Origin of the sequence: Flavobacterium rhamnosiphilum, from assembly GCF_004349195.1 — a bacterium.
Classification (GTDB): domain Bacteria; phylum Bacteroidota; class Bacteroidia; order Flavobacteriales; family Flavobacteriaceae; genus Flavobacterium; species Flavobacterium rhamnosiphilum.
In genome coordinates, this window is the sequence record NZ_SMLG01000003.1 from 113,839 (window position 1) to 135,003 (window position 21,165).

The 21,165-nt window shown below is 34.7% G+C and carries 17 protein-coding genes and 1 tRNA gene; 10 read left to right on the forward strand and 8 right to left on the reverse strand.

Annotation, left to right across the window (positions count from 1 at the left end; translation table 11 throughout):
• Positions 1-9 precede the first annotated feature (9 nt).
• Positions 10-2,181, reverse strand: coding sequence for a S9 family peptidase (locus tag E0I26_RS05555; protein WP_131915508.1), 2,172 nt, complete (start codon positions 2,179-2,181; stop codon positions 10-12).
• 179 nt (positions 2,182-2,360) lie between these two features.
• Between E0I26_RS05555 and E0I26_RS05560 the strand changes: the two genes are divergently transcribed.
• Positions 2,361-3,677, forward strand: coding sequence for a hydroxymethylglutaryl-CoA reductase, degradative (locus E0I26_RS05560; protein ID WP_131915509.1), 1,317 nt, complete (start codon positions 2,361-2,363; stop codon positions 3,675-3,677).
• Between the two features lie 59 nt (positions 3,678-3,736).
• Entirely contained in the window at positions 3,737-4,657 is a 921-nt protein-coding gene (locus tag E0I26_RS05565; RefSeq protein ID WP_131915510.1) for a GYDIA family GHMP kinase, read from the forward strand.
• Positions 4,658-4,679: 22 nt separating this feature from the next.
• Here the strand turns inward: E0I26_RS05565 and E0I26_RS05570 are convergent, their stop codons facing one another.
• From E0I26_RS05570 to E0I26_RS05600, 7 genes are all read right to left on the reverse strand, one after another.
• On the reverse strand, positions 4,680-5,162 hold the full coding sequence (locus E0I26_RS05570; RefSeq protein ID WP_131915511.1) for a coiled-coil domain-containing protein: 483 nt from the start codon (positions 5,160-5,162) through the stop codon (positions 4,680-4,682).
• A gap of 121 nt (positions 5,163-5,283) precedes the next feature.
• Complete coding sequence (locus E0I26_RS05575) at positions 5,284-7,380, reverse strand: peptidylprolyl isomerase (RefSeq protein ID WP_131915512.1); 2,097 nt, start codon at positions 7,378-7,380, stop codon at positions 5,284-5,286.
• A gap of 108 nt (positions 7,381-7,488) precedes the next feature.
• Positions 7,489-8,748, reverse strand: coding sequence for a hemolysin family protein (locus E0I26_RS05580; protein ID WP_131915513.1), 1,260 nt, complete (start codon positions 8,746-8,748; stop codon positions 7,489-7,491).
• A gap of 3 nt (positions 8,749-8,751) precedes the next feature.
• Positions 8,752-8,946: a hypothetical protein gene (locus E0I26_RS05585; RefSeq protein WP_131915514.1), complete on the reverse strand. Its 195-nt coding sequence runs from the start codon at positions 8,944-8,946 to the stop codon at positions 8,752-8,754.
• Positions 8,947-8,956: 10 nt separating this feature from the next.
• Entirely contained in the window at positions 8,957-9,511 is a 555-nt protein-coding gene (lptC, locus tag E0I26_RS05590) for an LPS export ABC transporter periplasmic protein LptC (protein ID WP_131915515.1), read from the reverse strand.
• Positions 9,512-9,558: 47 nt separating this feature from the next.
• On the reverse strand, positions 9,559-10,809 hold the full coding sequence (locus E0I26_RS05595; protein ID WP_131915516.1) for a hypothetical protein: 1,251 nt from the start codon (positions 10,807-10,809) through the stop codon (positions 9,559-9,561).
• Positions 10,802-11,536, reverse strand: a complete 735-nt coding sequence (locus E0I26_RS05600) for a type III pantothenate kinase (RefSeq protein ID WP_131915517.1) — start codon at positions 11,534-11,536, stop codon at positions 10,802-10,804. The genes E0I26_RS05595 and E0I26_RS05600 overlap by 8 nt, the downstream gene beginning before the upstream one ends.
• A 98-nt stretch (positions 11,537-11,634) precedes the next feature.
• Between E0I26_RS05600 and E0I26_RS05605 the strand changes: the two genes are divergently transcribed.
• The 8 genes from E0I26_RS05605 (at position 11,635) to E0I26_RS05645 (ending at position 21,160) form a co-directional block, all read left to right on the forward strand.
• Positions 11,635-11,707, forward strand: a tRNA-Phe gene (locus E0I26_RS05605).
• A 437-nt stretch (positions 11,708-12,144) separates the two neighbouring features.
• Positions 12,145-12,564, forward strand: a complete 420-nt coding sequence (locus tag E0I26_RS05610) for an IS1/IS1595 family N-terminal zinc-binding domain-containing protein (protein WP_131915518.1) — start codon at positions 12,145-12,147, stop codon at positions 12,562-12,564.
• A 101-nt stretch (positions 12,565-12,665) separates the two neighbouring features.
• Positions 12,666-14,045 (forward strand): porin, encoded by a 1,380-nt coding sequence (locus E0I26_RS05615; protein ID WP_131915519.1) that lies wholly within the window; start codon positions 12,666-12,668, stop codon positions 14,043-14,045.
• A gap of 21 nt (positions 14,046-14,066) precedes the next feature.
• A complete protein-coding gene (locus E0I26_RS05620; protein WP_131915520.1) occupies positions 14,067-15,602 on the forward strand; it encodes an MFS transporter in 1,536 nt (511 codons plus the stop codon).
• Positions 15,603-15,613: 11 nt separating this feature from the next.
• Positions 15,614-15,841, forward strand: a complete 228-nt coding sequence (locus E0I26_RS05625) for a DUF6814 family protein (protein ID WP_131915521.1) — start codon at positions 15,614-15,616, stop codon at positions 15,839-15,841.
• Between the two features lie 331 nt (positions 15,842-16,172).
• Positions 16,173-18,878, forward strand: a complete 2,706-nt coding sequence (locus tag E0I26_RS05635) for a sensor histidine kinase (RefSeq protein ID WP_131915523.1) — start codon at positions 16,173-16,175, stop codon at positions 18,876-18,878.
• A gap of 3 nt (positions 18,879-18,881) precedes the next feature.
• Complete coding sequence (locus E0I26_RS05640; RefSeq protein ID WP_131915524.1) at positions 18,882-19,244, forward strand: response regulator transcription factor; 363 nt, start codon at positions 18,882-18,884, stop codon at positions 19,242-19,244.
• The gene (locus E0I26_RS05645) at positions 19,241-21,160 is read left to right on the forward strand and encodes a propionyl-CoA synthetase (protein ID WP_262712048.1); all 1,920 of its coding nucleotides are present in this window, start codon (positions 19,241-19,243) and stop codon (positions 21,158-21,160) included. Before E0I26_RS05640 ends, E0I26_RS05645 begins: the two co-directional genes overlap by 4 nt.
• The last annotated feature ends 5 nt before the right edge of the window (positions 21,161-21,165 follow it).

A 21,165-nucleotide genomic window follows, 5' to 3' on the forward strand; every position in this document is an offset into this window, starting at 1 on the left:
AAAGCGCTGTTATAAATTTTCTTTGATAAAATTAGTCATTTTTGTGTACAATTGAATTCTGGTTTTACCACCATAAATCCCGTGATTATTGTCTGGGTAAATTTGTGAGTCAAATTGTTTGTTGGCCTGAATCAACGCTTCCATCATTTGCATGGAGTTTTGAACATGAACATTATCATCTCCTGAACCATGAATCAAAAGAAATTTTCCTTTCAATTTGTCCACATGATTTATAGGTGAATTATCATCGTATCCGTTTGCATTTTCCTGCGGAGTCTGCATGTAACGTTCCGTGTACACACTGTCATAAAAACGCCAGTTCGTAACCGGAGCTACAGCAATTGCCATCTTGAAAACATCATTTCCTTTCATGATACAATTTGAAGCCATAAATCCTCCATACGACCAGCCAAATATACCAATTCTAGATTTATCTGCAAATGGATAATTTCCTATTACTTTGGCCGCATCAATTTGGTCTTCCACTTCGTATTTCCCTAACTCTTTTTGGGTGCATTTTTTAAACTCAGCTCCTTTAAAACCAGTTCCTCGTCCGTCAACACAAGCTACAATATAACCTTGTTGTGACAACATCATAAACCAATAATCATCCGTGCTATTCCAATCATTATTCACTTGTTGTGAACCCGGACCAGAATATTGGAACATGAAAACAGGATATTTTTTGGTTGAATCAAAATCTTTTGGCTTAATCAGCCAAGCATTTAGTTCATTCCCTTTTTCTGTTTTTAAAACAAAAAACTCTTTAGCCGGTAAATTATACCCTTTTAGTTTTGTAGCCAATGATTCATTGTTTTCAATAACCTGTACTTGTTTTCCAACTTTAGCATCGTTCAACGTATAAGTCGTAGGTTGAGACGCACTAGAAAATGTGTTGATGTAATATTGAAAATTTGGACTGAATGTCGCCGCATTCGTTCCTGTATTTTGTGACAAACGTACTTTGTTTTTTCCGTCAAGACCTATTCTGTACACATCTCTATTAATCGATCCATTTTCAACCGACTGATAGAAAACCGTATTTGTCTTTTCGTCTAAACCATAATAATTAGTTATTTCCCATTTTCCTTTGGTCAGTTGGTTTTTCAATTTTCCGTTTTTATCATATAAGTAAATATGATTGAAACCATCTTTCTCGCTGGTCCAAATAAAACTATTGTCCTTCAAGAAAGTCAAGTTATCCGTAACATCAACATACGCTTTATCTTTTTCGTTCAAAACTACTTTTGCAACTCCTGAATTACCATCGATAAACAGCAAATCCAAATTATTTTGGTGGCGATTCAATACCTGAGCAGACAATGTATTCGCATCATTCGTCCATTTCATTCTGGCGATATAAAAATCATTGTAATTCCCCAGATTTATATTTTTTACCGCATTCGAGTTTACATCATAAATATGTAAAGAAACTAAAGCATTCTTCTCACCGGCTTTAGGATATTTAAAGGTTTGTATCATTGGATACAACTCTTTACCAAACATTGACATCGAAAATTCCGGAACCTGACTTTCGTCAAAACGTATGTAGGCTACTTTTTTGCTGTCAGCGCTCCAATCAAAAGCTTTCACAAAAGCAAATTCTTCTTCGTAAACCCAATCCGTAATACCGTTAATAATACTGTTTTTTTGTCCGTCTGTAGTTATTGGAGTCGATTTATTAGAAGCTAAATCATATACATACAGATTATTTTCTTTGGCGTACGCTATCTTTTTTCCATCAGGTGAAAAAGTGGGTTCCTGAACCTGAAAATCAAATAACTTTTTTAATTTTTTACTGGCTATATCGTACAAATAATAATCAGCAGTAAACGAGTGACGGAAGATTTGGTTGGTGTTACAAGCCAATAAAATCATTTTTTCTGAAGCATCAAACGTATAACTGTCAATCCCGTTTGATAAATCCTTGTGGGATTTTGTATCTATAAGTGTAGCTGTTTTTTTCAAAGTTGCAAAATCATACAAATCGATTTGCACACTTCTGGACTGGCTGTCTAAATTCAATACCGTGTATTGGTTTGTATTTTTCATGGACTGTAATTCATCCATTCCTTGAGCACCAAATGTGCCGTTATAAATTTCATCAATTGTGATTTTTTGCTGGCCGACAACAGTAAAACATAGGAATAAAAATAATGCAATAATTTTTTTCGAATACATGATGTTTATTTAAATGTAAAAACTGTCAATTTTAGTGAAAAATTTACAATAATTTTACATTTGATGTGTTAAATGTTAAAAACAATATTTTTAATGCCCATTTATTGAGGATAATATGATTGTTAACAAAACGGCTAAAAGCGTATATTTGCACGCATACATACTATAATCAATTGAGAATGAATAAGGCCATTAGCGGATTTTCTAAATTATCCAAAGAAGAAAAAATTAAATGGATTGCCAATCAATATTTTTCAACACCTACAGAAGCCATCGCCTTGCTGAAAAACTACTGGAATTCTGATGAAAAAATACAGAAATTACATGATGAATTCATCGAAAACACGATAACTAATTTCTACATTCCGCTGGGAGTTGCTCCTAATTTTCTAATTAATGGAAAATACAGCACCATTCCCATGGCCATTGAAGAAAGTTCTGTTGTTGCCGCTGCCGCAAAAGCTGCTAAATTTTGGTCCACGCGTGGCGGGTTTAAAACAACCGTAATCAACACCGAAAAAATTGGTCAGGTTCATTTTATCTACAAAGGAGATGTTTCAAAACTGAATTTGTTTTTTGCCCAAAACAAAAGCAAATTTTTCTCAGAAACAGAATCGATTACAACAAATATGCAAAAACGCGGTGGCGGAATTTTAGACATTACTCTAAAGGACAAAACCGATTTATTGCCCAATTATTTTCAGCTGCATGCCACTTTTGAAACCAAAGACAGCATGGGAGCTAATTTCATTAATTCTTGTCTGGAACAGTTTGCCAAAACGTTGAAAGAAGAAGTGCTCGTTTATGATTTATTCACCGAATCAGAAAAAGACATTGAAGTGGTGATGAGTATTCTCTCTAATTATGTCCCAAATTGCATCGTAAGAGCCGAAGTTTCTTGTCCGATTACTGACTTGGAAGAAAAACACATTCCGAATCCTCAAGAATTTGCCGAGAAATTCGTGCAAGCCGTTCAAATCGCCGAAGTCGAGCCGTATCGAGCCGTAACGCACAACAAAGGAATCATGAACGGAGTGGATGCCGTAGTTTTGGCAACCGGAAATGATTTTCGTGCCGTCGAAGCCGGAATTCACGCGTATGCCTCCCGAAACGGAAAATATTCCAGTCTTTCCCATGCCAAAATCGAAAATGGTATTTTTAGTTTTTGGTTGGAAATCCCTTTAGCATTAGGAACTGTTGGTGGTTTAACTTCCCTGCATCCGTTGGTGAAATTATCATTGGAAATGCTGGAAAAACCATCTGCCAAGGAATTAATGCAATTTGTAGCCGTAGCCGGTTTGTCCCAAAACTTTGCCGCTTTGCGTTCTTTAACTACAACAGGAATTCAGGAAGGACACATGAAAATGCATTTGAACAACATCATCAACCAGTTTGAAGCCAATGATGAAGAACGCATTTTAATCCAGAAACATTTCAAAAAAAATACCGTTTCGCATAGCGCTGTGGTTACCTATATTGAAAGTTTAAGAAAATAACATTGATTTTCGACATCCCTATCAGATTTTAGAACCCTGACAGGATTAAAATAAGAATAATGAAGAAAACATTCTACAGTAACGGAAAACTTTTAATCACAGGAGAATATCTGGTTCTTGATGGCGCAAAAGCCTTTGCATTACCCACAAAAAAAGGACAAAACCTCATTATAGAAGAAGGAAACAACAAGGAAATCATCTGGAAGAGTTATGATGCGGACGGGAGCATTTGGTTTGAAGACACCATTTTATTTTCTGATATCACAAAGGAAGCCACTACTGAAAACGAATCGATTAAAGCTACACTTACGACCATTTTACACGAAGCTTTTCTGTTAAATCCTGATTTTATTTCAAATTCAGACGGATACCGCATTACGACAGAACTTGGATTCCCTAAAAGCTGGGGTTTGGGAACATCATCGACTCTGATAAACAATATTGCCCAATGGTTGCAAATCGATGCCTTTATACTGCTTAAAAACAGTTTTGGAGGCAGTGGCTACGATATCGCCTGTGCACAAAATGACACTCCTATTGTATATCATCTGAAACAAGGCAATCCTATCGTTGAAAAAGTACTCTTTAATCCTGAATTCACACAACACTTATACTTTGTATATCTAAATAAAAAGCAAAGCAGCAAAACTGCAATAGCAGCGTACAACATAAATAAAAAAAACAATCTGGCGAAGAACATTGCATTAAATGATCAGATAACTTCTGAAGTTTTGAATGCCACTACGCTTCAATCTTTTGCTACAGCAATACAAAAACACGAAGTACAAATGAGTATTATTCTGGAAACACAAACTATAAAAGAATCCTTATTTCCTGATTTTAATGGCGTGATAAAAAGTCTTGGTGCTTGGGGAGGCGATTTTGTAATGGTAATTGCAAAAGACAATCCTACTGATTACTTTAATAAAAAAGGATATGATGTTGTTATTGGATATAAAGATATGATACTGGAGGGGTGACAAAACACCTGCAAGATTATAATTATTTTTTATCTTCCCGTGCCTTTTTCTTTAATTCCTTTTCTAATTTTTTCTTATTCGTTTCTATAGCAATATCTGCAATTTTTGTTTTTAATTTAATAATATCATTTTCGATTTCGTCAATTTTGGTATTTGTATTTTCAATTTGTTGATTTGCAGAAACAACTTTTTTTTCTGCACTTTCGATTTCTTTTGGATTTCCTTGATTTGTTTTTAATAAATCTAATTCTTGCTCTCTTTTGCTAAGATTATTTTTCCCTTTTTCTAATTTACTATTGTGTTTTTCTAATTTTTGCGTTGCAGCATTCAATTTACTTTCATATGTGATTGTTCTTCTCATTCCCATTTCCATCATACGTTGCGTTTGATGTCGTTGCGCATCCCATCTTGCAACAGTATTCATGTGATTTTGCATTGCGGATTGCGCATACGAAGAAGAACTTAAAACAAACATCATCACGATAATAATTCTTTTAAACACCATTTTTATTATAGTTATATTCAACACGTTAACATTCGAACTCAAGCGTAAAAATAAAATAAAAAACCCGATACATTCTGAATGTATCGGGTTTTTTTATTTTGATTAATTACTTCTTAGAGAATTAGTAATTAAAATCTTTTCTGTTATCTTCAATTTTAGCGTTCGCTTTCAATGCAGGAACAACTCTATTTGCATCTGAAGCGGTTTGTGCTTTTAATTTAGTTACATAAGCAGCGTGGCTTTTTAAAACTGGTGCTTTTACTGTGCTCATGTTTTTCACCACATAAACTCCTGTATTTCCTTCAATTGGAGCAGACAATTTGTTCGCCGCTAATGCAAATGCATTTCCAACTACTTTTGGCTCTTGACCAACACCCGGCAACATGGTGTTTTCCATAGTAAGACCAGTTGCTTGTTGTACTGTTGCTCCTACTGCTTTTCCAATTGCTTCAAGAGAAGAACCTGACATTTTTGCTTTGATAAGTTCTGCTTTTTTCTTGTTTTTAAGAATTGGCTCCACATAAGGTCTAACTACTGAAACGGCTACTAAACCAGAATCGTCAATACTTTTCAATTTTGCAATTACGTGACCTACATTAGCTACTTCAAATCTTTTTACAGCTCCTACTTTAACTCCATCTTCAAAAGCCCATCTTACGATTGTTCTTTGATTTCCTAATGTTCCAAAGTTCTCGTCCATTCCTTTTACAGAAACAGCCGGAGCAACTTTAAGTCCCATATCTTTTGCCACTTTATTAAAATCTTTATCTGCAGCATCCATTTCTAATTTAGTTGCCTGAGTAAATATTTTATCAGAAGTTGCTTCTGAAGCTTCAATTTTTTGAGCTACAGTAGCCAAACGAATTCCGTCTTGCTTGTCCGTAATTTTAATGATATGAAAACCAAAATCAGTTTCTACTAAACCAACTTTACCGATACCATTATTAAAAACAAAATCATTAAAAGGTTTTACCATTTGGTTTGGACCAAAATAACCTAAATCACCACCTTGTTGTGCTGATGAATCATCAGAACTTGTGAAAGCCAACATCATGAAACTATCCGGATTAGCATTTACTTGTGCCAAAATACTTTCTGCTTTTGCTTTTGCTTGTTCTTTTGTTCTTTTTTCTTTTTGGTTAGGAACTTGTGTCCCTTCGTAACCAATTAAAATATGACTTGCTTTAGCATTAACTCCTGATTTCATTCCCATAGATTTTGAAATACAGTAGTATTTTCCAAACATATATGGTCCATAAACTGCACCTGGAGCAAGGTTAAACAATTTATCAGCATCTACAGCCGGTAAATCTTTTTTAGCAATGTAGGTTGAGTCATAAGGAACATCTGAATTTGAATTCACAAATTCAACTGTGTTTGTAGTTGTTCTAAATCCTGGCAATGTATCGTTTTTACCTGTAGCTTGGTTGTAAACCACACTTCCGGTTAACAATGCATTTATTTTTGATTTTACTTCCGTTTCATCCGCAGCAGAAGCTTTGTCTTCAATCAAAACATATTCTACTTCACGAGACTCGTCAGCTTTGTATTTTTTTTCATTTTTCTTCATGAAATCAACAATTTCAGCATCAGTAACTTTTACTTCACTGTCTTTAATTGTAGAATATAAACCCGCAACGTAAGCAAAATTAACTTTGTTCGCTTCCATTTCATATTTCAACTTTCCTTCGCTTTCAGTTGTATAAACTGCTGCTTTAATCAAAGTAGTATACATTTGATATTTAGCGTTCAAATCAGCATCTTTCTCTCTATCTTTCAAGAATTGAGCTTGTGCAGGATTTGCTTTGAAGTATTCTTTGAATTTTACAACATCAAAAACTCCGGCAGAATTTAAAAACAATGGGTTTCCACCAATATTTTGATCCGCTTTCAAAACTTCCAATAAGTGTTTTTCACCTACTCTAAGTCCTAATTTATCAAATTCAGAAGTTAGTAAAGCTATAGAAACTTCTTGTTCCCAAACTCTGTTAGCTGCTGCTGTTGCAGTAATCCCTTGACCACTTTTTTCAACATTACTTACTTTAACTCTAAAATCTTCAAATGAAATATCTTTTCCATCGATGCTTCCTACATCTTTTGATGTACTACTAAAACCACCGCTATTGAATATATCACCTATGATAAATGCTAATAAACAAAACCCGATAACAAGTATCAGAAGAAGTGAACGTTGTCTAATTTTTTGTAAAACTGCCATTTTATTGTTGTTAATTTTTATATTCAGTTTGCGAAAATACAATTATCTAATTAATAATTATACTAGTAGCGTTTTATTTTGCAAGAAATTTTATTTTCCTAAAAAAAATCACTCTTGTACGGTCATTTTTACTAATTCTATTTTCTTATTTGTAGCTTCTTCAATTATAAAATGATAGCTGCCTATGGTAATTGTCTCGCCTTTTTGAGGAATTTCTTTTGTAAAATCTACTATAAAACCACCAAGTGTTCCATAAGAATCACTTTCAGGAATAGCCAATTTATAGGTATCATTCAAATATTCAACATCAAAACGAGTTGAAAAAACAAAAACTCCTTCTCCCAATTCTTTTTCTATCAATTCTTCGTCTGAATCGTGCTCGTCTTCAATTTCACCAAAAAGCTCTTCTACAATATCTTCTATGGTAATAATTCCAGACGTTCCTCCGTATTCATCTAATACTACCGCAACACTTTTTCGCTTTTTAGTAAGCAAATTCATGGCGTCTTTTATGAATATTGTTTCCGGAACAAACTCAACCGAAATTACAATTTCCTTGATGTTATTTGGTTTTTTAAACAAATCAAATGAATGAACATAACCGATAATGTCATCCAGAGAATTTTGATATACCACAATTTTAGAGTAACCTGTTTCTATGAATAATTCTTTTAGATTCTCTATTGAATCGAATACATCAACCGCAATAATTTCCGTTCGGGGACTCATCACATCTCTGGCTTTCACACCCGAAAACTCTAATGCATTTTGAAACATCTGTATTTCAGAATCTACCGTTTCATTATCCTCAACACTGCTCATTTGTTCCGTAATATAATTTCCCAGTTCTATTTTACTGAAATAAAAAGCAACATTATCCCTTTGTGTTTTAAAAACCTTCCTTAAAATAAAATCGGAAATCCCAATAAAAAAAGCAGAAATGAAATAGAAAAATTTATAAAAAACATACGCCGGAACTGCAAAAATCTTAATTAATGAGTTCGCATAAATTTGAAAAAAAACTTTAGGAAGAAACTCGGCAGTAATCAAGATCACTAGTGTCGAAACCAGGATTTGAAGCATCAAACTTAACCAATCCGACAAATGATATCCTAAAGCAGCAAACCACCGCATCAACAATTCGCCCATAAAAAAACCATAGACCACCATCGCTATAGTATTCCCAATAAGCATGGTTACTATAAAATTAGTCGGTTTTTCCGTAAGTTTAGTAAGTATTTTTGAAACGAAATTATCTTGTTTTTTTTCAATTTCAAGATAAATTTTATTTGAAGAGACAAAGGCTATCTCCATTCCTGAAAAAAAAGCACTTAGTATTAGACACAATATGATAATACTAATTTCCATTAATTAGGATTTTTTGTTTCGATCATCAAATTTTTTGGCAAATTTTCTTCTGAAGAAAAACATGAAAATAGCCAATCCTGCAATCATGAAACTCAACCAAGGCGTTCCTGCAGGATCATTTAATTTAGTGACACCATCATAAATGAAATAGGCTCCAAAAACAAGGTAAACGTATTGTGTATATTTTAGGTAATTCATAATTATTGTATTAATCGGCGGATTCTATTTCGCCTGTTATTTTTTGAGAATTAATCACTTTGAAATCTTTGCTAAAATCGATTCCTTGTCCATTTGAAGTTCCTTTTGGATCCGTAAATTTAAACTTTCTTTCCGTAAAGAACCATTCATTTTTTTGATCAAAATACAACTGCTCTGTTTCCAGCGTCTGACCGTCTTCCGTGAATATTTTTACTTTTCCTTGTAAATCAATAATACTTGTGCCTTTATAAGAAATAGCATAATTGGATTTAATAAATGTTTTCTTCGCTTTTTTATCGAATAAAGTAACGTCAATTCCTTTTGGAAATTCCGTGAAAGGGAAATCAACACTGGAATAATCCAACATTTTAGGACTTACCAAAATTGCAGTAATTCGCCCTGAATCAGTATATTTCACATTTACTAAATCAGTGTCACTACTAGGAATAAATTCCGAAAAATTAATCTTCTGAATTTCCTTAAAATTACTTTCGCAACCAAAAAACAGTGTCACAGCAAAAACTGTGACAACTGATTTAATATACTTTTTTTTGACTAAAGTCATACGCTGAACTTGGCGAATAAATTTGGCAATAGTACCAATTCTTGTTTTTAGTTGAATTTTCGTTTTACAAACCATTGATCATTAAGTGAAAAGCTCACACTTAAGTTTGCATAGTTCTCCTGAACAAGATTTGCTTTTGTAGTTCCTTTTTTTCCTAATTCAAAACCAAAATTTACATTTGAGAAACTACCCGTTATCGGAAATCCTAAACCTAAAGTCAATCCCATATCGTTTATAGATTCAGAATTGATAACCAATCCTGTTTTTTCATATTTAAGACCGGCTCTGTAAACAATTCTTTTCGCATAACTTGTAAACGAATTGTAATTAGGAATATAATACCCTCCTAAACTAACGCTTCCATATTTTCCATAACCTATATTGGCTTCGTCATTATAATCATTTGACTGACCTGAAGTTTTACCATACGAAATCTTACCACCGACAATCCATTTTCTAGCCTCTCCAATTCCTGCGCTTAATGCTATTTTACTTGGCATTGTCATTTTTACCTCAGTTTTAATATCATCCAGTGGATCAACAACAACTAAATCAAAATCTGAATCAAAAATTACCGTGGAAATATTTCTAGTGTTTTTAGACATCAAAGTACTTTCTAAGGAATACGTTAAACTACTGAAAACAGATATTTTTTTGTTAATCTTGGTTTGATACATCATTCCAAGATTAAAATTCACTCCTGATAAATCTGCTGAATTCAATTCTCGTGTCCCAATAGGAACTCCTGTAATAAACTCAAGATTATTCGTTTCAATTTTTCCAAAATTATAATTCACATCGGCACCAACGCTAAAATTTGGCGCAATTTTATATCCTACACCAAAAAAAGCTTTATTCAAACCACCTGTACCGTTAAAACGTTTGTTATTTTCTGTTGCGTTTTCTGAAATAGATTCAATTTTATACCCAACAGAAGAATACGGAATCAATCCAAAACCCAATCCAAACTTACCCAAAGGCAAACCAACTGCGAGATAATCCAAAGTAGTTCTTCTGGCATTCGCTGATTCAGTATTGTTTTTCAAAGTGGTAGTACCATAAGTCCCGCCTAAAGTAAAAGTAGTCCATTTAAGACTCGCGTAACTGGCTGGATTTTGTAAGTTCATGTGTATACTATCCTGTTCAACAGCTACTCCTGCCATAGAGCGGTTTTCAAGCGTTCCTTTGAATCTTACATCCCCTATTCCGTAAAAAGAATATGGAGAAGATGTTCCCTCTTGAGCAAAAGACACTAATGATAAAAGCAAGCATGCGCTTATTATAATTTTTTTAATCATTTTTGATTTTATATTGAAATGTTTGATTCAAACTTTCCAGAAGAAAATTTGAATTGGCAAATATGGTATTTTTTAATCGTTTAGCCAAAAAATCTGTGTCCCCACCCGTTAAAATTATTATAAAATTTGAATACCTTGCTTTATACTCATCGATAAAACCGTCAATCTCATAGACAAAACCGTTAACCACACCAGAATGAATCGATTCTGAAGTGGATGTTCCGATGAAATCTTTCGGACTTTCTAATGATAATAAAGGAAGTTTGGCCGTAAAATTATGCAACGCTTCGTACCGCAATCGCAGTCCTGGCGCAATAGCACCTCCCAGATAATTATTTTCCTGATCTATAAAATCATACGTAACACAAGTTCCGGCATCAATAACCAATCGATTCTGATTTGGAAACTCCAGCGTTGCTCCTGCAGCAAGAACCATCCTGTCAATTCCCAAAGTTTTTGGAGTGGCATAACAATTATAGAACGGAAATGGATCTTCATGAGACAGAAAATGCACATTTAGCACTTTATTATACGCTGAAAAAGACTGTTTTTCGACATCCCCAACAGACGAAACGACCAAATCAGTTATTTTTTCAAATTTTTTTAAAATATTTTCAATATTTTTTTGAAGTTCCATTTTAGAAAAAACAAAGATTTCAAAAAGTATAGCATCCTCAAATACAGCGCCTTTAATTCTGGTATTTCCAACATCGACAACTAAAATCATAATTTGGTTTTTGATGTTGCGAAGGTACGAATTGATTTTTTTTAAAAAATGTTTTGGATAAACTAAAAATCATTCTATATTTGCACCCGCAATAGCGAGGTACCTTAGCTCAGATGGTAGAGCAATGGACTGAAAATCCATGTGTCCCTGGTTCGATCCCTGGAGGTACCACAAAACCCGAATAGAAATATTCGGGTTTTTTGTTTTTTATACTTTGGTCAGAACATCTAAAACAAAGCGGAAACAATTCAGTGTTTTTCTGAGTAAGCAAATCTAATCATGTGACATTATTTTTTTTTCATAAAAAAAGCAAGTAAATACTCCCGATCCTAAAGCACACGCAAAACCACTCCCCCAAAACATAAATCAACTCCAAAACGGATTACCGACACAATCCCTTCTTCCATTTAAACATAAAGGAAATAGGCATTCTCTACCGTTGCATCAACTATTTTAAAATAAATCAATTTCACAAAACACAAAAACACTGTGAAAAGCACATGATTTTTTCAAAAAAAATACACCTTTCGTAAATTTAAAACGATTTTATTAGATAATTCTCTTTTGCATAATTGCTAAATTACTATATTTATGCAAAATTTATATATATGGAGATTTTATCCTGCCCAAAATGCCAGAATACCCACATCATAAAAAGCGGGATAATTAACAGTAAACAAAGGTACTTATGCAAAAAATGTAACTATTTTTTTACGGTAAATAAAATTGGCAAAAAGATCGATGATTACTATGTTACCAAAGCATTGCAACTCTATCTCGAAGGATTGAGTTTTCGTGAAATAGAGCGAATTATAGGGGTTTCCCATGTCACGGTAAGCAACTGGGTAAAGACCTTCAACATAAAAAAACCTTCTCATGCCAACTACCACCCTACTTATAAGATTTTTAACCACTTAGAACTGGTAGAATATCTAAAAAACAAACAATTACTCTCTGGCGCAGGTATGATAATAACCGAACTTGGAGACAAGTTTATGCTCATAAAATGGGAACGATTCAAAGATTAACTATATATGTTTACACATAAATATACCTAACTTTTTTTTCAGAATAAAATAATAGAATTTGGCACTTTATTAACCAACCATTTAACAACCAAATCTTATTTATGAAAAAAATATTTTTTATAGCGGCAGTACTCTTATTGTCTCTAAAAGGTTTTTCACAAGGCTCCGTTGATTACGGCAGCGGAATGAAATTCAACCTGAACGAAGATGGTTCAAAATACATGCGGTTTATAGCATGGAATCAAATATGGTTTCGTTCCAGCCAAATGAACCCCGGAACAATGATTGGAGGAGAAGCAGCCACAACCGGAACCGATATTGGAAACAGACGTTTGCGTTTCCTTGCCTACTCTCAATTATCCAAAAGATACATGATTGTAACACATTTTGGTATCAACAATCAAACCTTTACTAACGGTGGCGCAGCAGGTACTTCTGGAACTGGCGGATACGGTGCCGGAAAAAAACCAGGCTTGTTTTTTCACGATGCATGGAATGAATACGCATTAGTTTTACCTGAAAAAGACAAAAAATTCAGCTTATCTCTTGGTGGAGGATTGCATTATTACATGGGATTATCCAGAGCAACAATGGCCTCTACATTGAATTTCCTGACAATTGACGCGCCAATCTTCAACTGGCCGTTAATTGAAAACTCAGATCAGTTTGCCAGACAAATGGGGTTATTCGCCAAAGGAAAATATGGTAAATTAGAATACCGTTTGAGTTATAACAAACCATACGCAACTAATTTAGTTCCTACTAATGTAACTTCAGCCGATAACGCCGTAGCCGTTGACAACAGCGGAAATACAAAATGGTCAAAAGCAGGTTATTTTGAATATCAATTTTTAGATCAGGAAGCTAATTTATTGCCTTATAAAGTAGGAAGCTATTTAGGGACAAAAAAAGTATTCAATATTGGCGCTGGTTTTTACACGGCACCAGATGCCACTAAATCTTCTGTGAACAACACTATTGAGAAACACAACATCAATCTATTTGCAGCGGATGTTTTCCTTGATTTACCTGTTGGAAAAAAAGAAAATAAAATGGCCGTAACTGCATACAGTGTTTATTACGACTATGATTTTGGTCCAAATTATTTACGTAACGTATCTATTATGAATATTGGTTCAGTTGACCCAAATTTTACAGGAAACAGAGCATTGGCCGGAGCCGGAAACTTACAAGCTTCAATTGGATCAGGGAATATCTGGTACACACAAGCCGGAATTTTATTGCCAAGCAAAGCAGACAAACCTAAAGTACGCATCCAACCATTTGGGGCTTTTACCTATAAAAACTTTGACGCTTTAGACAAGTCCAGTACGCAATTTGATCTTGGAACCAACTTTTTCTTGGATGGACAACACGCCAAAATCACCGCACAATATTCAACAAGACCCGTTTACACTACTCCATCCAATATCTCTGGATCAAAAGGGGAATTCATAGTGCAACTACAAATCTATCTATAAACTAATTTAAAAGTATAATTTATGAGTACTAAATCAACAAAAGGAATTTGGAAAGTCATTTCCGCATCCTCAATGGGTACAATGATCGAATGGTATGATTTCTACATCTTTGGAAGTTTAGCCGTTGTAATTTCAACTAAATTTTTCCCTTCAGACAATCCTACAGCAGCCTTCCTGTCTACATTGGCAACATTTGCAGCAGGATTCGTAGTTCGTCCTTTTGGAGCCCTTTTCTTCGGAAGACTAGGCGATTTAATTGGAAGAAAATACACTTTCATGGTTACTTTACTTTTAATGGGTGGCGCCACGTTCTTAATAGGTTGTATCCCGAGTTATGAGACTATTGGCTTTATGGCTCCTTTATTAGTATTAATTCTTCGTTTGCTTCAAGGTCTTGCTTTAGGTGGTGAATATGGCGGAGCCGCAACGTATGTGGCCGAACATGCTCCCGTCGGACAAAGAGGATATTGGACTTCTTGGATTCAAACTACTGCAACGGTTGGATTATTCATCTCTTTGATGGTAATTTTAGCCACCCGAAATATCCTTACACCAGAACAATTTGACGCATGGGGATGGAGAGTTCCGTTTTGGGTTTCTATTATCATGGTATTTGTTTCTTATTTGATTCGAAAAAACATGGACGAGTCTCCAGTTTTTGCTAAAGCAAAAGCGGAAGGAAAAACAAGTACAAATCCATTGAAAGAAAGTTTTGGAAACCGTTACAATTTGAAATTTGTCTTGTTAGCTTTATTCGGAGCAACGATGGGACAAGGGGTTGTTTGGTACACTGGTCAATTTTACGCCATGAATTTCATGAAAACCGTAATGTCTATTGATTCTTCTCAAGTAGATACATTACTTGGAATTGCATTAATTCTTGGCACGCCATTTTTCATCTTTTTTGGTTGGTTAAGTGATAAAGTAGGTCGAAAATACATTATGATGGGTGGGATGTTACTAGCTATCCTATTATACAGACCTATTTACAAAAGCATGTACGAAACTACATCGGTAGCAAATAAAACTGAAATGGTAGAAAAAACAACGCTAATTGCTGAGTTGAAAGAAAACAAAAAGCAAACGATGGACTCTATCTATACTACCAATAAAGAGTATGTGGATGGAACTACTTTTCAAGAAATAAAAACCGTACATTTAGAAAACGGAATGGCTATGGTTGTAGATGGTAAAGCAAAAGTAGACACCAAAACAACCATTAAGATCAACACTGCCGATGAATGGGCTTTAATATTTTTAGTATTTGTGCAAGTCATATTTGTTACTATGGTTTATGGTCCAATTGCGGCTTTCCTTGTAGAAATGTTCCCAGTTAAAATTAGATATACTTCCATGTCATTACCCTATCACGTAGGAAATGGAATTTTTGGAGGTTTACTTCCTGCAATTTCCACCTATTTTGTTATAAATGCAAAAGAAGCAGGAAATCCGGAATTTTATCTCGAAGGACTTTGGTATCCAATTGTTATTGCTGCTGTCAGCTTTGTAGTTGGAATGGTTTATATTAAAAATAAAGACAAAAACGCTCACATTTAAAAAACACAGCTATGAATCAAATAAAAAGAATTTTAGGATTAGTTTGGATCGCATTAGCAGCTGCTGCAGCCTATTTTTGCATCTTTACTTTTGGATTGCCAAAATTTATGTCAGGCAAACAAGAAGATTTAGTATTTGGAATTATCATCCTTTTTATACTTACACCCTTAATCGTTTTAGGGTTAGGCACCTTTGGGTATTATGCCTTAATGGGCGATTACGATGAAAAAAATAATTAATTAAATCCATTTACAATAGACGGTCTCTGCATTCATTTGCAGAGATTGTCTATTTTTACCCTATAAATCGGAATGATTCAAGAATAGAAATACACCGTAAAATAGCGATTCTATATTCCGCTGAAAAGCAAATTTTATCTTCACATGAAAAAAAGACATGAACAAAAGTTGGTTGTGCTTTCAATGCTAGTATTATTGGCTTTGAACGTGCCACTTTTGCTTTTATTTGACAGTTCAAAACCTCTTTTTGGGTTCCCAATTATATACATTTATATCTTTTCGGCATGGTTATTCTCAATTGCTACCTCTTACTTAATCATAAAAAGATATTATGAATAGCATTGGACTTTTGATAATACTGGTACTTTATTTATCTCTTCTTTTTTACATTGCCTATTGGTCAGAAAAAAGAAGTCATTCAAAATGGACCAATAATCCCTACATCTATTCCTTTTCATTAGCCGTATACTGCACCGCTTGGACGTATTATGGAAGTATTGGTGTCGCGGCAGAATCAGGATTAGGCTACTTACCCATTTATTTAGGGCCAATATTAATTATCCCTACATGGATGATTATCTTAAAGAGAATTATCCGAATTTCGAGAGTAAATAAAATTTCCAGCATTGCAGATTTTATTTCTTTACGATACGGGAACAGTAGATTTCTTGGCGCATTGGTCACTATGATTTGTGTTTTTGGGATTGTACCCTACATTTCTTTACAGCTAAAATCAATTTCAGATACATTCCATATTGTGACAAAAACCCAGTCGAGTGACAATATTTTTACGGACACCACGACTTATGTTTGTCTTGCTTTGGCTTTATTTGCCTCTTATTATGGTACAAAATACGTAGATGCCTCCGAAAAAAGACGCGGTATTGTAACCGCTGTGGCAATGGAATCCATCTTGAAATTAATTTTCTTTTTAATTGTTGGTATTTATGTTACCTACTTTGTTTTTGATGGATTTGATGACATTTACCAAAAAGCGTCAGTTCTTAAAGATTTCGACAAAAAAAATACAATCGGTGGTATTACAAACGGAATCAATTGGTTTTTCCTTTGTGTTTTATCTATGTTTGCCATTTTTCTTTTGCCAAGACAATTTCATACGGCAATTGTAGAAAACAATAAGGAAACCCATATTCGAACGGCGATTTGGCTTTTTCCATTGTATCTGTTACTTTTTAATATTTTCGTATTTCCAATAGCTTGGGGCGGAAACATCCTTTTTGAAGGCAAAGGACTCAATTCAGATACCTATTCCTTATTGATTCCACAGTTTTTTGACAATAATTTATTGACCATTTTAGTATTTCTTGGAGGATTCTCAGCAGCCATATCCATGATTATTGTCTCTTCAATTGCATTGGCAACCATGCTGAGCAACAACTTATTGATTCCATATGGATTCATTGGTTCGTTGCTGAATACATCTCAAGAGAAAAACAGCAAACGAATTGTAAACAGCCGAAAAATAGGAATTTTTTCACTTATTATTTTGGCGTATGCCATCTATAGAATTTTCATTCTCGACTATTCTTTGGTTTCCATCGGATTAGTAGCTTTTGTAGTTATAGCGCAATTGGCTCCTTCTTTTTTTGGTGCCATATTCTGGAAAAGAGGGTCTAAAAATGGCGCTGTAACCGGAATTATTCTTGGTTTTTTAACTTGTTTTTATACGCTTTTAATTCCTTACGCCATTGGAATTACAGAATCAACAAGCCTATTTATTCAAGAGGGACCAGGGGGAATTGAATTATTAAAACCATTTCAACTTTTTGGATTGGATTATTTAGAACCCATACCACATGCTGTTTTTTGGAGTTTATTAATCAATTTGATGAGTTATTTGGCCGTTTCCGTAAGTTTCAAAGGAAATTATAGAGAACGCAATTATGCCGAAATGTTTGTGGATATTGACAAATACATTACCAATCACGAAAATGCTTTTGTATGGAAAGGAACCGCTTACATCTCTGATATTCAAAAAGTGCTGCAGCGATTTCTGGGCGAAGAAAGAACAAAACGAGCGCTTACTATTTTCAATTTAAAATACAATATTGATAAAAATATCACAACAGCAGATGCCCGATTTATAAAATTTGCCGAGAATTTATTGACGGGGCATATTGGTACAGCTTCCGCCAAAATATTAATATCAAGCGTAGTCAAAGAAGATAAAATCAGCTTGCCCGAAGTGTTGCGAATTTTGGAGGAATCCAAAGAAAACATCATTATCAACAAGAAGTTGACGGACACTTCGAATGAATTAAAAAAAATATCCGAACAGTTAAAAAATGCCAATCAGGAACTGGTCAACAAAGACATTCAAAAAGATGAATTTCTGGATACGGTTACCCATGAATTGAGAACACCAATAACGGCTATTCGTGCCGCAAGCGAAATTCTTCACGACGATGATGACATTCCGGAAGAGTTGAGAAAACAGTTTTTACAAAACATCATATCCGAGTCGGATCGTTTGAACCGTTTGATTGATAAAATTCTGGATTTAGAAAAATTCGAAACCGGAAAACAAAAGATTTATTTGTCCAGAAACAACATTACAAAGACCATTAAAAACACGTTAGATTCCCTGAATCAATTAATTAAAAACAAAAATATAAGTATTGAATTCGATGGTTCAAACAAAGAAATAAGAGCTTTTTATGATGAAGAACGAATTATACAAGTGATTCATAATTTATTGTCGAATGCGATAAAATTTTGTTCGGAAACAAATGGAAAAATAGTCCTTTCGATCCTTGAAAACGAAACCAATATAGAAGTCAAAATTCACAACAACGGTAAAATAATTAAAAAAGAAGATGCCGAAGCCATTTTTGATAAATTCTATCAATCCAGAAACCAAAACATTAAAAAACCAATGGGAAGCGGCTTAGGTTTAGCCATTTGTAAACAAATTATAGAACACCATAAAGGAAGTATTTGGAGTGAAAATAATGTAACTGACGGAGCCACTTTCATCTTTACATTACCCAATTACAATACAACAGAAAATAGTTGAAAAATGAAGAAGATTTTAATTGTAGATGACGAGCCAAACATTGTTATGGCACTGGAATATACCTTCAAAAAGAACAATTTTGAAGTTTTTATAGCACGCGATGGCCAAGAGGCTTTAGACATTTTAGAAGTACAACTCCCGGATGTGATTATTCTGGATGTGATGATGCCCATGGTTGATGGTTTTGCCACATTGGAACAAATAAAAAAAGACGAGCGATTGCGGCATTGCAAAGTCATTTTCCTTTCGGCAAAAAACAAAGAAAAAGATATTGAAAAAGGACTTTCATTAGGTGCCAATTTATATGTGGTCAAACCCTTTTCAATCAAAAAATTAGTAGAACAAGTACAGGATTTAATTCAATAAGGAACAAATTCAACACCATGAAATACGAAGAAATTTATGCCCGAAGCATCGACCAACCGGAAGCATTTTGGGCAGCGCAGGCAGATGAAATTGAGTGGTATAGTAAACCGGAAACGATTTTGTCGAAAGACGAGAATGGATATCCGCTTTGGTACAAAGATGGCGAATTAAATATTTGTTATCTCGCATTAGACAAGCATATTCAGGATGGTTATGGCGATCAAACCGCTTTTATTTATGATTCCCCAGTAACACAAACTGTAAAAAAATATACGTATTCAGAAGTAAAAACGGAAGTGGCAAAATTAGCCGGAGGCATGCAATCACTAGGATTAAAAAAAGGAGATACTGCCATAATTTATATGCCCATGATTCCTCAAACTGCATTTGCCATGTTGGCCTGTGCGAGAATTGGGGTGATTCATTCGGTTGTTTTTGGAGGTTTTGCGCCGCATGAATTGGCCATCAGAATTGATGATTGCAAACCCAGAGCAATCATAACGGCATCCTCCGGAATAGAGATTGACCGATTAATTGCCTACAAACCTTTAGTCGACGAAGCCATTGCACTCGCTTCACACCGACCAAAAAAAGTAATTGTTTTCAATAGAAAATTAGGTGCCCGAATTCCGTTTAAGAAGTATGATGTGGATTACGATGCATTGGTTTATGGGTCTGAAGAAACGCCTTGTGTTCCTTTGCATTCGAATCATCCGCTGTATATTTTATACACTTCCGGCACTACGGGTAAACCAAAAGGGATTGTAAGAGATACTGGTGGTTATGCCGTGGCATTGAAATTTTCCATGAAATACATCTATAATGTAAAGGAAGACGAGACTTTTTGGGCGGCTTCAGATATGGGCTGGGCAGTGGGTCACAGCTATATTCTTTACGGACCGTTATTGAATCGAAATACCACTATAATTTTTGAAGGGAAACCCATAAAAACTCCTGATGCGAGTACGTTTTGGAGAATAATTTCAGAGCATAAAGTAGGCACCATGTTTACGGCCCCAACTGCCATCAGAGCCATCAAGAAAGAAGATCCAGACGGAGAATTCATCAAACAATATGATTTAAGCGCTCTAAAAAATCAATTTTTGGCGGGAGAACGTTGTGACAATGCCACATTAGAATGGTACCAACAGCACATTCCTATTCCTGTAATTGACCATTGGTGGCAAACAGAATCGGGCTGGCCAATGATTGCCAATTCTCTTGGTATTGAAAAAATGCCGGTAAAATCCGGTTCAGCAACTAAAGCAGTTTGTGGGTATGATATTCGGATTTTTAATGAAAACGGCGAAGAATTAAGCGCCAATGAAGAAGGTTTGGTAGTCATAAAACTACCTTTGCCTCCTGGAAATATGTTGGGAATTTGGGAGAACGAAGCACGTTTTAAAGCCAGTTATTTCAGTAAATTTGATGGTTATTATCTCTCCGGAGACGGTGGTTACAAGGATGAAGACGGTTATATTTTCATCACCGGAAGAACGGATGATGTCATTAATGTAGCTGGACATCGTTTATCGACCGCGGAAATGGAGGAAGTTGTTGCTTCCCACCAATCGGTTGCTGAATGTGCCGTTATCGGAATTCATGACGAATTAAAAGGGCAAATTCCTTTGGCTTTGGTGGTAACCAAATTAGGAGCCGAAATTGAGCATTATCAATTGGAACAAGAAACCATTAAACTGGTTCGGCAGCAAATTGGAGCAGTAGCTTCTTTACGAAATGTTGTCATTGTACAACGATTACCAAAAACGCGCTCGGGGAAAATCCTCCGAAAACTAATGCGCAGTATTACAGATGGCGATGAATTCCAGATTCCGTCAACTATCGATGACGAATCCATTGTGGAAGAAATCATTGCAACATTAAAAAAATATAAAATAGGGGTTTATAATTTATAAAATTT